Origin of the sequence: Baekduia alba (assembly GCF_028416635.1) — a bacterium.
GTDB classification, from domain to species: Bacteria; Actinomycetota; Thermoleophilia; order Solirubrobacterales; family Solirubrobacteraceae; genus Baekduia; species Baekduia alba.
The window spans coordinates 141,238-156,091 of the sequence record NZ_CP114013.1 but is presented as its reverse complement, the minus strand read 5'-3'; the positions used below and the strand labels follow the sequence as shown (position 1 = coordinate 156,091).

Sequence of the window (14,854 nt, the reverse complement as noted above, 5' to 3'; positions counted from 1 at the left end):
ACCATGAGCGCCATCGCCTCCGTCACGCTCGAGGTGCCCGACCCCACCGCGGCCGACGCCTTCTACGCCGCCGCCTTCGGGCTCGGCGCTCGTGTGGGCCTCCGCGGCTCGGTGGCGCCGACGACCGGCTTCCGCGGGTTCACGCTGTCGCTCGTGGTGAGCCAGCCGAGCACGGTCGACCTCCTCGTCGGCGCCGCGCTCGACGGCGGCGCCACCGCGCTGAAGCCGCCCAAGAAGGGCTTCTGGGGCTACGGCGGCGTCGTGCGCGCGCCGGACGGGACGATCTGGAAGGTCGCGACGTCGTCGAAGAAGGACAGCGGTCCCGCCACCCGGGAGATCGACGCCATCGTGTTGCTCCTGGGCGTCGCCGACGTCAAGGCGAGCAAGCGGTTCTACGCCGACCGCGGCCTGGCCGTGGCCAAGAGCTTCGGCAGCAAGTACGTCGAGTTCGAGGCCCCGGCGTCGAGTGTCAAGCTCGCGCTCTACGGGCGCGGAGCCCTCGCCAAGGACGCCGGCGTGCCCCCGGACGGCAGCGGGGCACGCCGGATCGCCATCGTCGGCGACGCCGAGCCGTTCACCGACCCGGACGGCTTCGCGTGGGAGGCCGGGCGCTAGGCCGCGATCACGCCGAGCTGCTTCATCTGCGACAGGACGTCGACCACCCCCCAGGTCTCCGCGATCCGGCCGTCGACGAACCGGACGATGAAGATCTCGTTGTAGGTGACGGACCGGCCGGTGGGCGGGAGGCCCATGTACTCGCCCAGGTGCGTCCCGGTGACCGTGTTGCGGCCGACGACCTTGTCGGCCTGCGCGATCACGTCCTCGACCTCGATGTGGATGTCGGGGAAGGCCCGCAGGAGCCGCCCGAACACCTCCTTCAGCGCCTCCGCCCCCGTCGCCTCGATCGGCAACGGCGTGCGGATCAGGACGTCCGGCTCGACGAGCTCGTCGATCGTCTTCGTGACGAGCTCCAGGTCGCCGCTGTTGCCGGCTTCGTGGAAGCGCCGGAACGCCGCGGTGTTGATGGTCTCCAAGGTGGTCGGCAACAGATCCCCTTACCGCTGCGCGTCGGCGTCGTCGCGCATGAGCAGGAGATCGATCTCCACGTCGACGTCCCAGCCGACCGCGTCGCCGCCGTCCGGCGTCTCGGCCTGCCAGTCGAACCCGAAGTCGCGGCGGTCGATGGTCGTCTGCAACTGGATGCCCGCGGCCTCGCCGAAGGACAGCGTGCGCGGTGCGGCATACCGACCACTGGCGGTGACCGAGCGGGTGACGCCCCGGATCGTCAGCTCGCCGTCGACCTCCGCCGCGCCGTCGTCGGCGACGCGGATCGCGGTCGAGCGGAACGTGACGTCGGGCTCGTTCTCGACGTCGAAGAACGCCGGTCCGAGCACGCTCGCGCGCATCGCCGCCGGCTCGACGACCGAGATGGACTCGGCGCGCGCGGACCCCTCGAGGACCAGCGCGTCGCCCTCGGAGCGCAGCGTCGCCGTGACGTCCGAGAACTTGCCGCGGAAGCGGAAGACGCCGGAGTGGCGCACGGCGAACGCGAAGGTCGAGGGCTCCGCCTGGGCACGGTAGGTGCCCGAGAGCGGTTGGACTGCGGCTTGAGACATGAGGAACTCCTGGTTCGTTTTCGGCTGCTCGCAGGTCTGACAGCGCAGCCGGCCGCCCGGTGACACCTCCCGGGCCAGGAGGTCCCGGCTAGCGCTCGGCGAGCAGGAGCGAGACCTGCCGCTCCGGGTCCTGCAGGAACCGGCGGAGGTCGCGCACGACGGGGACGTCGTCGTAGGCGATGGGCGTGAGGCCCGCGTCGTCGCAGAGGAGGATCCGCGCGGCCGGGTAGGCGGCCAGGACCGGCGAGTGCGTGGCGACGATCCACTGCGCGCCGGTCTGGGCCAGGTCGTGCATGCGCAGCAGCAGCGCGAGCTGGCCTTCGAAGGACAGCGCCGCCTCCGGCTCGTCGAGGAAGTAGAGCCCCTGCGGGCCCAGCCGGTGCATCGCGATGGAGAGGAACGACTCGCCGTGCGACTGCTCGTGCAGCGACCGCCCGCCGTAGCTCGCCAGCGGATCCTGCGGAAGCTCCTCGAGGTAGGAGGCCATGGTGAAGACGCTCTCGGCGCGCAGGAAGAAGTCGGTCCGGGGTCGGCGCGCGCCGCGGATCAGCGTCAGCGCGTCGGCGAGCGGTGAGTGCGACGCGCGCGTCGCGAAGCTGAAGTTCGACGACCCGCCCTCGGGGTTCAGGCCCGACGCGACCGCCATCGCCTCCAACACGGTGGACTTGCCCGAGGCGTTGGCGCCCACGAGCAGCGTCAACTCGGCATGCAGCTCGACCGTGTCGGCCAGCGCGCGCACGGCCGGCAGCGACCAGGGGTACTGCTGGTCCTCGCCTTCGGGCACGCGGTCGCGGTGCAGACGGACCGCGCGGACGAAGGCGTCTCCTGGGCCGGCCATGGCCACAACGTATCCGCGGGGCGGCGCTGCCGAGCCATGACCTCGGAGGTCATCGATCTCGATCACGGCGTCCGGCAGTCTGCTGCCCATGCCCAAGTCCTACGCCATCGGCCACCTGCAGAACGTCCAGGTCGGCGCCGACATCATCGAGTACCTCAACCGCATCGACGACACCATGGAGCCCTTCGGCGGGCGCTTCCTCGTCCACGGGATGCCGCACCAGGTCGTCGAGGGCGAGTGGCCCGGCGACGTCATCATCATCGAGTTCCCCGACCGCGCCAGCGTCGAGGCCTGGTACCGCTCCGACGCCTACCAGGCGATCCTGCCGCTGCGCACCGACAACGCCGACGGGCGCGTGATCTTCATCGACGGCAACGACGAGGACCACCGCGGCCCCGACGTGTTCGAGGACCTGGCCGTCTGAGCCGCAACTACGCTGGCGGGAGATGCGACGGTTCTCGCTCGACTCCGGCAGCGACACGGGCTCCTCCTCCGTCGGGGTGCTGGTCACTCCGTCCGAGGAGTGCGCGGCGCAACTGCTCATGGTGCGCGCCTGGGCAGCCGAGCAGGGCGTCGGCGTCCTCGACCTGGGGACCAGCGCCGCGCCCAACCCGCTGGGGCCGGGCTGCGGCCTGGTCATCGCGCTCGGCGGCGACGGCACGATCCTCCGCGCGCTGCAGCTGGCGATGCCCCACCAGGTGGGGGTGCTCGGGATCAACTTCGGCAACGTCGGCTTCCTCGCCGACTGCCATCGCGACGACTTCGGCGCCGCGCTGGATCGCGTCGCGCGGGGCGAGGCGAAGGTCGAGGAGCGCACCGCGCTCGTCGCCGCGATCGGCCCCGGCCCGGCCCGCACGGTCGTCGCGTTCAACGACGTCGTGGTCGCCCGCCGTCCGGGCCACGGCACGGCGCGGCTGCGCGTCGAGGTCGACGACGAGACCGTGCTCGAGCTCCGCGGCGACGGCGTCGTCATCGCGTCGCCGACCGGGTCGACCGCCTACAACGTCGGCGCCGGCGGGCCGGCGGTCACGCCGACGCTGGACGCCATCGTCGTCACGCCGCTGGCCACGCAGGGCAGCCGGCTGCGCTCGCTCGTGCTGGACGGCGGCGACACCGTCCGCGTCGCGACCGAGCCCGGCAGCGCGCCCCTGAACGCCGAGATCGACGGCCGGGCGATCCACGACCTGCCGATGCCCGGCGTCCTCGAAGTCCGGGCCGCACCGCACAAGGCCCGGCTCATCCGGACCCGGCCGCGGACGTTCTACAGCGACCTCGCTCGCGGGCTATAAGTAGCCATCGCTGTGTTCCAATGGTTAGAGTCGCGTTGTGCACACGCGAGCAGCTTGGGTCATCGTCGTTCTCACCGCCTGCCTGGCCTGGTCCGCCCCGGCCGGCGCGGCGCAGGTCAGCGGGTCGCTCCAGGTGACGGGCGTCACCGCGACGACGCTGTCGTTCACCGTCACCGCCCAGCGGACGTGCGCGGCCGACGAGCAGTGCGACTACTACGCCGACCTCGAGGAGCTCGACGGCGACGGGCCCTGCCCGACCGACTACCCGAGCGACCCGTGGAACGCGTGGAACGGCGACGTCCTGAACACCGGGCCCTCGACGGAGACCGGGACGATCACGCCGCGGCGCTGGCCCTCGACGGCCGCCGTCGCCCCGTCGCGGCTCTGCCTCTTCATCTACGCCGACCACGTCTACTACTACGTCGACGGCACGACGATCACGCGGCCGTCCACCCCCGCCGGCGGCGGCACCCCGACGACGCCCGGCGCCCCGGGGTCGTCGCTCCCGGGCGTGCCCAAGCCGAAGGCGCCGGGATCGTCCGGATCGTCGTCGCCCACGCCGCCCGGCGCCGCGACGACGAAGCTCACGTGCGCCCACTACGTCTACCAGCAGAACGCGCAGAAGGCGCTCGACGCCGACCGCTCCCTGGCGGCCCGGCTCGACCCCAACCACGACGGCGTGGCCTGCCAAGGCCTGCCCAAGCGCAAGACCTACGTCCGGACGCTCGGCACGGCCGCGTCGGCGACCTCCGCGCGCGCCGCGCTGCGCCACGCCTACGGCCAGGCGTTCGCGCAGCGGACCGGCTTCCGGTCGCGGTGCGCCCGGCGCTCGCGCATCCGCGTGCGCTGCGCGGTCTCCTGGCAGCACGAGGGCACGTGGACGGGCTACGTCGACGTCGTCGGCGCGATCCGCGCCAACCGCCAGGCGATCCTCACGCACGTCCACGTCCGTCGCCCTTAGGTCTCCCGACGCACGCGTCGAGCCAGGTATTCCACCCAGACCCGGGACGTTTGCGGCGCGGCGCCGTTACATCGGCCGCAAGTGTCAAACACCACAAACCGGGAGTACCCATGTTCGCAACACAGCCGTTCCCGTCCCAGGGTGGCCGCGCCGTCGCGCTCATCGTCGTGTTGGCGACCCTCGCCGTCGTCACCCTCGGAGCCTGCACCGCGCGGGCGTCGACGGGCCTGACCCCGGCGCAGTGCGCCGCCGGCCAGCCGGTCTACAACCAGGAGCTGGTCGCCAGCGACCACTCGAGCACCAACTACGGGTCGTTGGTCGTCTACCGCAGCGGCGACGTCGTGTGCGCGATGACCAAGAACGGCCTTCCCCAGGACGTCGCGCGCCCGATCACGGTGGCCATGATCTCGGACACCCAGACGGGGTACGTGGTCGACAGCAACATGTACAAGATCCTTGCCGGACCGATCACGTGGAACCTGAACACGGGCTGCGTGAACGTGATGGGTCGGGTCGACTCGATCACGTCAGCGGCCTACGGCAGCATCACGACGCGGATCTGCAAGTAACCACACACGCCCGGCTCGGCGCGCTCCCACGAGGAGCGCGCCGAGCGGTGCCGGCGCGTCGGCCCGCGAAGGTCAGGCCACCCCGTTTGTCCAACTGGCGAGGCAGTTGGTCAGCAGGTGCGAGCTGAACACCCCGACGCACGGCCGGTAGTACACGTTGTAGCCCTCCGGGAAGCGGTAGGCGTAGCTGTAGCTGTCGGTCGAGCCGCAGCCGTCGCTGTTCCAGAGGTTGTCGTAGATCCCGGCCGCCGGGATCTCGACCTGGGCGACCGCCGACACGCCGTCGCACGAGGTGTCCTGCACGTGGACGACGTTGCCGTACGCCGTGAACCACACGCAGCCGCCGGTGATGCACCGCTTGGGACCGTCGGTGGCGGCGTGGGCCTGCGACACGACGCCGATCAGCGCGAACGCGGCGACGAGGGCGACCACGGCGAGACCGCCCAGCGGGCGGCGAAGCGAAGGAAGCACGAGGGCTCGCTTTCTGTGGGGAGGAGAGGAGAAGGGGAGCTACGCGCGCATCAAATCATGTCCGCGCCAAGACACCAAGCCTGAGACGATGGCGCGATGGACACCCTCCGCGAAGGTCAGAAGATCTGGGTCGAGCAGGCGGATGGGTCGCGGCGCGCCGGGATCTTCGTCAGCGTGGCCGAGGCGACGTGGTTCGGTGGCGCGCCCGGTGCGTACGTGGTCTATCCGGACACGCGGTCGGGCGAGGAAGTGGAGATCATGCGAATCGTCCCGCGCGACGACTAGCCTGCGGGTCGCATGGTCCGGCCCTCGCCAGCGAACGCGACGGTCGGGATCGAGCCGATGGGGTCGCACTTCGTCGTGACGACGGTGCCGGGCGACGACCTCGCCGGTGCCATGGCGACGCTGCCGCACGTCCTGCGCGATCCCATCCGCGAGCCGCATCGCTGGAGCGCGCCGGCGGTGCCGGTCGTCGCGCGCGCGGTGCGCGCGCTCGTGGCGATGCACCCGTGGGTCGCGGTCGAGCCGGAGGCCGAGCGGCTGCTCGCCGCCGTCGAGCAGCTGCCCGAGGCCGCGACCGCCGTCGCGCACTTCTGCGAGCACAAGCCCGGCGTGCCCGGCGTCGTGATCGCCATGGAGCCCGACCGCGCGCTGCGCGCGACCTTCGCCCAGCTCCCCGAGCGCCGCCACGACCCGGTGCTGGACCGCTGGTGGATCCCCGCGCGCGAGGGTCCGCTGGAGGCGCTCGGCGACGAGCTCGACCGCATCGGGACGCTCACCGCCACGCCCGAGGTCCGCCGGCGGGTCGGCCGCTACGAGCAGCCGTCGCTGTCGCTGGCCGCGGTCGTCGACGTCGCGCACCGCTGCGACGTGGCCGTCGCGGAGAACACGGCCGGCGAGATCGGCCTGCGCCTCTGCCGCCGCTGCCACCCCGACCTCGAGCCCGAGCTCACGCCCCTCGGCGTGGTCACGCGCAGCTTCGACTCGTGGTGGGTGTCGATCCACGGCGACGGCCGGCTGCGCGCGCTGCTCGAGGCGCGCCCCGAGCTGCAGGGCGACCACGACATCCTGCCCGCCCTCGACGCCGCCGCCGTCCGCGCGGGCGCCGCCGACGCGCTCGAAGCGCTCTCGTCCGCCGAGGAGGGCCGCGTCGACGTCGACGGCCTCACCGCGCCGCTGCGCCCGTTCCAGGGCGCGGCCGTCGACTACGCGCTGCGCGCGCGCCGGACGTTCCTGTCCGACGAGCCCGGCCTCGGCAAGACGATCCAGGCGCTGGCGACGCTCGAGGCCGCCGGCGCGTACCCGGCGCTGATCGTCGCGCCCGCGTCGCTGCGGCTCAACTGGCTGCGCGAGGCGGAGCGCTGGCTGCCGCACCGCAGCCGCGCCGGGCTCTCCGGCGGCGACGCCGTCGGCGCGCACGACCTCTCCGTGGCCAGCTACGAGATCGCCCACACCCTGGTCGACGCCGCGGCCGCCCACCCGCCCGGGGCGCTCGTCCTCGACGAGTCGCACTTCTGCAAGAACCCGACGGCGCGCCGCACGCAGGCCGTCACCGCGATCGCCGACGCGCTGCCCGACGACGCGATCGTCCTGCTGCTCTCCGGCACGCCGGTGCTCAACCGCCCCGAGGAGCTCGCGCCGCAGCTGAAGATCCTCGGCCGTCTCGACGCGATCGGCGGCGCGCGGCGCTTCGCCCGCGTGTACGCGCGCGGCCAGGAGCTCAACACGCTCAACCGCCGCCTGCGCCGGACCTGCTTCGTGCGCCGCCGCAAGGCCGACGTCCTGCGCCACCTCCCGGCCAAGCAGCGCGTGATCGTCCCGGTCGTGATCGCCAACGGCGGCGAGTACCGCGCCGCGCAGTCCGACGTCGCCCAGTGGGTCCGGGCGCAGGCCGAGGCCGACGCGGCGTTCACGCGCGAGATCGCGGGCCTCGACGAGGACGCGCGCGCCGCCGCGATCCGCGAGCGCGGCCGCGACGCCGAGCAGCGCGCCCGCCGCGCCCAGGCGCTGGTCCGGATCACGCAGCTGGCGCTGATCGCCGCGCGCGGCAAGCTCGACGGCGCCAAGGAGTGGATCGCCAACTTCCTGGAGACCGCCGAGAAGCTGGTGGTCTTCACCCGGCACCGCGAGATCGGCGACGCGTTGTTGGAGGCCTTCCCCGGCGCCGCCTGCGCGACGGGCCGCCTCGACGCCGACGGCCGCGCCGCCGAGGTCGAGCGCTTCCAGTCCGACGACGCGTGCCGGCTGATCGTCTGCTCGCTGGACGCCGCGGGCGTCGGGCTGACGATGACGGCCGCGTCCAACGTCGCGTTCGTGGAGCTGGGCTGGACGCCGGCCGCCCACGACCAGGCCGAGGACCGCGTGCACCGCATCGGCCAGGAGGAGGCCGTCACCGCGTGGTACCTGCTCGCGGCCGACACGATCGACGAGCGGATCGCGGCCGTGATCGACCGCAAGCGTGAGCTGGTCCGAGCCGCGACCGACGGCACGCCCGCCGGCCGGGAGGCGGTCCTCGACGACCTGCTGGACTGGCTCTCCGAAGACGGCGGCGCCGGCGGTCAGGTCCGGCGCGCGTCGTCGGCCTGATCGCCGGCGAGCACCGCGGCGAGCTCGGTGCGCGACCCGACGCCGAGCTTGGGGAACGCCCGCGACAGGTGGAACTCGACCGTGCGGACCGTCACCACGAGCGCCTCGGCGATCTCGCGGTTGGTGTGGCCGCGCGCCGCCAGGTCGGTCACCGACCGCTCACGTGGCGTGAGCGCTTTAGGACCGTGCGCGAACGGGCTGCGCGGGCGGGCGCCGAGCGCGCGCAGGGCGTCGGTCACGGTCCGCTCCAGCACCGTCGCCCCGCAGCGGTGCGCCTGCTCGTAGGCCTCCAGGAGCAGCTCGCGCGCCGCGTCCGGGCGGCCGACCGCGTGCTCGTGGCGCCCGAGGTCGGCCGTCACGCGGGCGTGCTCCAACCGTGCCGGCGACGGCGCGAGCGTCGCGCGCGCGGCCCGCAGCCCGCGGCCGCGCGCTTCGAGGTCGTCGTCCAGCAGGGCGCTCGTCCGCAGCGCGATGCCCAGCGCCCGGGCCGCGCCGAAGCTCCGGGCGTGCGCGAGGTCCTCGGCCGCCAGCGCGCGGCCTCGCTCGCCGCCGAGGGCCAGCGCGGCGGACGCCCGCCAGCCGATGAGCGCCGGGTTGTGCTCACCGAACTCGCGCGTGCGCCGGCCGCAGTCGAGGAGGTCGGCGAGCCCCAGCTCCACGTCGCCCGCCGCGACCCGGAACCGGCCGCGCCCGACGAGCAGCATGATCGACGTGTACTGGTCGGGCAGCGCGCTCGCGGGCCCGTCGCACCCCGCCTCGGCGAGCACGCGGGTGCCCTCCTCGTAGTCGCCGGTCTCGCCGCACAGGTCGGCGAGCAGGCCGCTGGCGGCGCAGCGCATCATCGGCCAGTCGTGCGCGCACGCGGCCGCCCACGCCGGCGCCGCCAGGTCGTGGGCCTGCGTCAGCGCACCGCGACGGAGGCTGACGTCGGCCCGGAACCACGCCAGGTAGAAGTCGTCGTAGCCGGCGGTCGGCCCGACGGGCTCGGCGCCGAGGATGGCGTCGGCGTCGTCGAGCGCGTCGGCCGCCGCCAGGCAGCGCACCGAGGTCACGAGCGTGGTGGGCCGCAGCGCCGGATGCGTCTCGCCGCCGGCGATCGCCGCGTGGACGAGGTCCACGACGCGGTCGGCGTCGACGGCCGCGATCGTCAGCTCGATCGCCGCGACCGACTGCTCGGCCGGTGACGGGGCGGGGTCGCCGCCGGCGCCGACACGCGCCAGGACGCGGGCCCCGAGGCCGGCCGTCGCGCGCCGGCTGTCGGTGCCGAACAGCCCTTGGAGGACGAGCTGGGCCTCGACCTGAGCGACGAGCCGGGCGTCGTCGAGCTCGCCGAGCCGCGCGAGCAGCTCCGCGATCACCGGCGCGGTGTCGCCGGAGCGATGCGCGATCGCGACGGCGAGGCTCAGCGCGGCGTCGAGGCGCTCCAGCGGATCGCCGGCCAGCGCGACCGCCTCCTGGAGGTGCGCGACGCCGGCGTCCTGGTCCAGCGCCCGCGTCTCGGCGGTCCCGAGCGCGATCAGGACGCGCACGCGCCAGCGCGGGTCGGGCGGCGGCTCGGCCAGCGCCCGGCGCAGCTGGCGGACCGCGACCTCCGGCGCCCGCCGCGTCAGCGCCTCGGCGGCGGCGGCCAGCAGCCACCCGCAGGCCCGCGGGTCGCCAGCCGGCTCGCAGGCCATCACCTGCGCGGCGATGCGCTGGGCGCCGGCGCCCTCCTGCGCCAGCAGCGCGGCGGCCCGCCGGTGCAGCCGATCGGCGGCGCCCGGGCGCAGCGTCGCGGCGGTCGCGGCGCGCAGGACCGGATGGGCGAAGGCCAGGCCGCGGTCGTCGTCGAGGATGCCGATGCCGCGCAGCGCGTCGCCGGCCCGCGCGCGCTCGTCAGCGTCGACCTCGGCGAGGCGGCCGACCTCGTAGGCCGACGCGCCCACGTCGAGGATCGCCAGCGCCTGGGCCAGCGCGCGCGCCGGCGCCGGCAGCGCCGCCAGGCGGTCGCCGACGGTCTGCGTGAGCTGGCCGGGGCTCCACGCGAGCACGCGCGCGGCGGCGTCCTCGCCGACGTCCAGCCCGTGCGCCTCCAGGTTGCGCGCCACCGCGCGCACGTACAGCGGCGTCCCGCCGGTCGCGGCATGGCAGGCGCGGCAGACGTCCGCGCTCGCGGCCGGCGCCGCCGCGCGGACGAGCCGCGCGGTCCCTGCCGCGCTCAGCGGCGGTGGTTCGAGGACCACGGCGCCGTCGCCGCGCCGCAGCGCCCGCACCTGATCGCTCTCACGGCCGGCGACGACGAGCACGAGCGCCTGCTCGTCGATCGACCGCGCGATCGCCGCCAGGCAGCGTGTCGACGCCGCGTCGGCCCAGTGCACGTCGTCGACGACCAGCAGCAGCGGACCGGCCGCCGCCGCGGCGACGACGAGCCGCCGCACGGCGGCCACCGCGCCGGCCTGGTCGCCCTCGGGCACGGCCGGCCCGGAGTCGTCGCGCAGCGCCATCGGCGCACCGCCGTCGAGGGCCGGCGCCAGCAGCGCGCGGGCGACGCCGAACGGGAAGTCGCGCTCGAGCTCGCTGCCCGCCGCGTGCCAGACGCGCAGCCCGCCGGCCCGCCCGCGCCGTGCCGCCTCGGCGAGCAGCGCGGTCTTGCCGATGCCGGCGACGCCGTCGACGACCAGGCAGGACCCCACGCCCCGGAGGGCCCCCGCCATCGCCGTGTCGAACGCCGCCAGCTCTCCCGAGCGCTCGAGGAGCGTCGCCATGCCCGGCACGCTACCGGTCGCGTGGCCTTCGTCAATCGGGAGGGCTCACCGCACGGCGCGCTTCGCCGGTCGCAGCGGGCCGAAGCGCGTCTTCGCCGTGCCGTGCCCGCGGAACCGCGCGGTGCGCGACGGTCCCTGGCGGACGGCGTCCGCGGCCCGGACACGGACCGTGCCGCCGAGCGTGCGGGCCACGCCGCGGACGGTCGCGCGCCGGGCGCCCGTGCGCACCAGCCGCTGCGTCCCGTCGCCCAGCGTCGTGACCAGCTCGTAGCGCGTCGCCTCCGGCACGGCGGCCCACGAGACGCGCAGCGCGCTCCCGCTCCGGCGCACGGTCACCGCGCGCGGCCGGCCCAGCCGCGGCGAGGGCGGCGTGAACCGCGCGATCGTCAGCGTCTCGGCGGCCAGCCCGGCGAGCTCGAACTGCGCCTGGACCGTGCGCGTCCCGCGGCCGGGCGCGGTGGTGAAGCGCAGCGTGCCGCGGCCGCCGCCGGCGACCCGGCCGATCTCGCGCGGGCCCTGGGCGCTGTGCTCGACGAACGTCACGACCTGGTCGGGCCGGCGCGCGACGTCGTAGGTGAGGTAGCGCGTCGTGCCGGCGCCGCGCACCACCGCGGTCGCCTTGGCGGGCGGCTGGTCCTCGGCCTTCAGCACCTTGGCGATCGCCGGCGAACCCTCCAGCGGCGTGATCACGTAGGTCCCCGGAACCGGGTCGACGAGCCCGACGACCGTGCGCTTCAGCGTCTCTGACCGCATGATCCGCGCCCGCGCGGTGGTCGTCAGGCCCGCCACGCCGGTGCTGACGGCGTCCGTCCCGCCCGGACCCGTGACGCGCACGCGCGGCGCGCCGCCGGCGCCGTCCAGCTCGATCGCCGTGCTGCGATCGCCCTTGGCGACCTTCACCTTCAGCGGCGCGCCGGCCTCCGCGGCGCTCGCGACGCCGAAGACGTCGCTCTCGGCGAAGCGCGACCACTTGCAGCCGTCGAACGGCCACAGCTTGATCGTCGGGCCGTCCCACTGCACGCCGCCGCCGACGTTGAGAGGGCCGAGCTCGACGCATCCGCCGACGCCGCGGCTGGAGAGGTTGGCGACCGCGCCCGCGCAGATCACGTCGGCGATGCACGCGCGGATGTGGCCGGCGAGGTTGAAGCGCCCGTTCTCGAAGTTGAAGCGCCCGTCGACGCCGCCCTCGACCGAGATCACGTCGAGCACGCTGATGTTCACGCCGCCGCCGAACGCGACCTTCCCCGGGAAGGAGTACAGGAAGTACCCGCCGCCGATCCGGGTGGAGCCGACGAGCGGCACGTCGAGCGAGACGTCGCCGCCGGCGGCGAAGGTCGGCGTCGTGAACGGGATGGTGTAGATGTCGGCCGGGAACGAGCGCCCGACGTCGTCGGGCGTCGGGATGTACGGCGTGGCCGGCGACGGGAAGGCCAGGATCAGGCGCCCCTCGATGCCGATGATCCCGAGCGCGTTGAGCTTGACGTTGCCGCCGACGCGCGTGGGGTCCAGGCCGACCTTGAAGCCGAAGCGCTGCAGCGTCACGCCCGGGAACACGATGATCCCGGGACTCAGCTCCAGCGACGCGCCGGCCTCGTAGAGGCTGCCGTGGCGGATGATCACGCCGCCGTTGGGCGGCACCATCGTCAGGCAGCCCAGGCCGGGGATCACGCAGGCGCGCCCCTGGCCGCGCCACTCCGCGGCGGCGCGCGAGTAGTCGATCTGGAAGTCGGTGACGCCCAGCGAGCCGAGCGAGACGTCGAGCGGGCCGATCCGCAGCGCGTCGAGCACCAGGCCGTCGTCCAGCGTCGCGCGCATCCGGACCTCGCCGAGCCCAGGGCCGCCGGAGAAGTCCATCCACGCGGGCAGCTTCAGGCGCACCGTGATCGTCGCGCCGCCGTTGTCGAGGGAGACGTCCACGTTCCCGCCGAGCGGGAAGCTCCCGATCGCCTTCAGGATCCCGGGCAGGCGCGCGAAGCTGCCGATCGGGATCCTGCCGCCGACCGTGTGCGTGTCCAGGATGAAGTCGCGCGGCGTGTCGAGCGCGATGCCGCCGACGGTCACCCTCGCGTTGGAGGACACCACCGCGTGGATCTGCGGGTAGACGATGATCTGCGCGCCGCCGACCGGCGTGATGTCGACGCCGTTGACGCGCACGGGGCCGGCCGCGATGTAGGCGTCGGTGAGGTCGACGATGCGCTGCGCCTCGATGAACTGACCCGAGCCGATGTAGCGCTGGACCGTCCCGCGCAGCCGGTCGACGATCGCCCGCTCGGCGGCGGGGATCGCGTCGAGCGACGTCAGCGGGCGCAGGCAGCCCTGGGTCGCCAGGATCCCGGCGTGCACCGTCGTGCTCGCCACGCACGAGGTGTTGCGCAGCGCGGCGAGCGCCTGGTGGCCGCCAAGCGTCGGCGCGGCGCCGCAGGCCGTCACCGGCTCGGCGCGCAGCGCGTCGGCCAGCGCCTTCTCCGCGCCCTTCAACGAGACCGGCGCGAGCGCGACGGCCTGGGTGAGCCTCGCCGTCGCGCCGCCCGCCCCGGCGACGGTCACGGTCGGCCGGAGCGCCGCCGCGCCGGTGGCTCGGAAGCGCGCGGCGGGCTGGTCGGCGCCGCACGTCAGGTCGGCCTTGCCGTCGCCGGTGAGGTCCCAGCGGTACTCCGTGACCGGCCCGGTCGCGCTCGCGACCAGCGTGACCGGCTCGTGCGCGCTCGCCACGCCGCCCGCGGTCGCGATGCCGGTCACCGCGACGGGGTCCGGCGGCGGGGTTGGCGTCGGCGTCGGCGCGGGCACCATCGGGGTTGGCGTCGGGGCGGGCACGGTCGGGGTCGGGGCCGGTGTTCCGCCACCGTCGGGCACGAGCACCGGCGGCTCCGGCCCGGTCGCCGTCTGCAGGCGGGCGATCTCGGCGGCGCTCAGCGCCCGGTCGTAGAGCCGGACGTCGTCGACGCCGGCGCCGAACGTGAACTGCGGTCCGCACGACTGGTTGGCGTAGGCGCCCAGCGTCAGCGCGTCCAGCGTCCCCGCACCCAGGTTGTAGGGGATAGTCGCCGACGCGGCCGACCCGGAGCCGACCTCGACGCCGTCGACGTAGAGCCGCACGCGCGCGCCGTCGTAGGTGCCGGCGACCGCGTGCCAGGTCTGGTCGTCGGTCCACAGCCCGGTGCCCGCGTCCGGCGAGAACGTGACCGACCCGGCGACCGGCGCGTCCTGGGCCACGTAGAACTGGAGCCCACCCGACGCGCCGGTGTAGAGCGCGTAGGACGCCCGGCTGCACCCGCTGTTCGAGCCCTTGCCGACGACCGTCTGGTAGGTGCCCGGCGGCGCGCTGTTCTGCAGCCGGCGCACCCACGCCATCAGCGTCAGGCGCTGGGGCTCCAGCGCCGGGCTGTCGGGCACGGTCACGCGCGAGGACGCCGGATCGAGGAAGGACATGGCCTTGCCGAAGCGCCCCGGGATCTCGCCGGTCCCGCTGGCGCTGCCGGCGTGGCCGTGGCCGGAGACGTCGGGCACCGCGTCGCCGGAGGTCTCCATCGGCCACTGCCCGCGCAGCGGGTCGGCCTGCTGCGCGGCTGCCGGTGCCGGTGCCGGTGCGACCATCAGCGCCCCCGCAACCGCGGCGACGACGACGGCGCGGACGACGGCGAGGGCGGGTGCAGGCACGGAGCCGGACTCTCCCAGACCGCGGCCGCGCCGCCACCCCAGGACTTGGCCGTCGCGCCCACAGTCTTTTGTCCTCCGCGCGGCGCGCGTCGCCGGCGGCGGTACGCTCGCGCCGACCCCCAG

General features: G+C 74.7%; 13 protein-coding genes. 7 read left to right on the top strand and 6 right to left on the bottom strand.

The window, feature by feature from the left end; genetic code table 11:
* Positions 1–3 precede the first annotated feature (3 nt).
* Positions 4–615, top strand: coding sequence for a VOC family protein (locus DSM104299_RS00730; protein WP_272475367.1), 612 nt, complete (start codon positions 4–6; stop codon positions 613–615).
* Here the strand turns inward: DSM104299_RS00730 and DSM104299_RS00725 are convergent.
* From DSM104299_RS00725 to DSM104299_RS00715, 3 genes are all read right to left on the bottom strand, one after another.
* Positions 612–1,046 carry an ester cyclase gene (locus DSM104299_RS00725; protein ID WP_272475366.1) on the bottom strand — a complete coding sequence of 145 codons (435 nt, stop codon included), beginning with the start codon at positions 1,044–1,046 and terminating at the stop codon, positions 612–614. The genes DSM104299_RS00730 and DSM104299_RS00725 overlap by 4 nt on opposite strands.
* A 9-nt stretch (positions 1,047–1,055) precedes the next feature.
* Positions 1,056–1,616, bottom strand: coding sequence for a YceI family protein (locus tag DSM104299_RS00720; RefSeq protein ID WP_272475365.1), 561 nt, complete (start codon positions 1,614–1,616; stop codon positions 1,056–1,058).
* Positions 1,617–1,704: 88 nt separating this feature from the next.
* Positions 1,705–2,454, bottom strand: coding sequence for an AAA family ATPase (locus DSM104299_RS00715; protein ID WP_272475364.1), 750 nt, complete (start codon positions 2,452–2,454; stop codon positions 1,705–1,707).
* Positions 2,455–2,542: 88 nt separating this feature from the next.
* Here DSM104299_RS00715 and DSM104299_RS00710 point away from each other — a divergent pair, with 88 nt between their 5' ends.
* From DSM104299_RS00710 to DSM104299_RS00695, 4 genes are all read left to right on the top strand, one after another.
* Complete coding sequence (locus tag DSM104299_RS00710; protein ID WP_272475363.1) at positions 2,543–2,878, top strand: DUF1330 domain-containing protein; 336 nt, start codon at positions 2,543–2,545, stop codon at positions 2,876–2,878.
* 22 nt (positions 2,879–2,900) lie between these two features.
* Positions 2,901–3,743: an NAD(+)/NADH kinase gene (locus DSM104299_RS00705; protein ID WP_272475362.1), complete on the top strand. Its 843-nt coding sequence runs from the start codon at positions 2,901–2,903 to the stop codon at positions 3,741–3,743.
* A 37-nt stretch (positions 3,744–3,780) separates the two neighbouring features.
* Positions 3,781–4,704 carry a hypothetical protein gene (locus tag DSM104299_RS00700; protein ID WP_272475361.1) on the top strand — a complete coding sequence of 308 codons (924 nt, stop codon included), beginning with the start codon at positions 3,781–3,783 and terminating at the stop codon, positions 4,702–4,704.
* Positions 4,705–4,814: 110 nt separating this feature from the next.
* Complete coding sequence (locus tag DSM104299_RS00695; RefSeq protein WP_272475360.1) at positions 4,815–5,273, top strand: hypothetical protein; 459 nt, start codon at positions 4,815–4,817, stop codon at positions 5,271–5,273.
* 72 nt (positions 5,274–5,345) lie between these two features.
* Here the strand turns inward: DSM104299_RS00695 and DSM104299_RS00690 are convergent, their stop codons facing one another.
* Positions 5,346–5,744, bottom strand: coding sequence for a hypothetical protein (locus tag DSM104299_RS00690; protein WP_272475359.1), 399 nt, complete (start codon positions 5,742–5,744; stop codon positions 5,346–5,348).
* 96 nt (positions 5,745–5,840) lie between these two features.
* Between DSM104299_RS00690 and DSM104299_RS00685 the strand changes: the two genes are divergently transcribed.
* Positions 5,841–6,029: a hypothetical protein gene (locus DSM104299_RS00685; RefSeq protein ID WP_272475358.1), complete on the top strand. Its 189-nt coding sequence runs from the start codon at positions 5,841–5,843 to the stop codon at positions 6,027–6,029.
* Between the two features lie 12 nt (positions 6,030–6,041).
* Positions 6,042–8,330: a DEAD/DEAH box helicase gene (locus DSM104299_RS00680; RefSeq protein ID WP_272475357.1), complete on the top strand. Its 2,289-nt coding sequence runs from the start codon at positions 6,042–6,044 to the stop codon at positions 8,328–8,330.
* On the opposite strand, the gene DSM104299_RS00675 is transcribed toward DSM104299_RS00680, so the two are convergent.
* Both DSM104299_RS00675 and DSM104299_RS00670 read right to left on the bottom strand, forming a co-directional pair.
* Positions 8,303–11,074 (bottom strand): LuxR family transcriptional regulator, encoded by a 2,772-nt coding sequence (locus tag DSM104299_RS00675; RefSeq protein ID WP_272475356.1) that lies wholly within the window; start codon positions 11,072–11,074, stop codon positions 8,303–8,305. The genes DSM104299_RS00680 and DSM104299_RS00675 overlap by 28 nt on opposite strands.
* 45 nt (positions 11,075–11,119) lie before the next feature.
* Positions 11,120–14,731, bottom strand: coding sequence for a LamG domain-containing protein (locus DSM104299_RS00670; protein WP_272475355.1), 3,612 nt, complete (start codon positions 14,729–14,731; stop codon positions 11,120–11,122).
* Between the last annotated feature and the right edge of the window lie 123 nt (positions 14,732–14,854).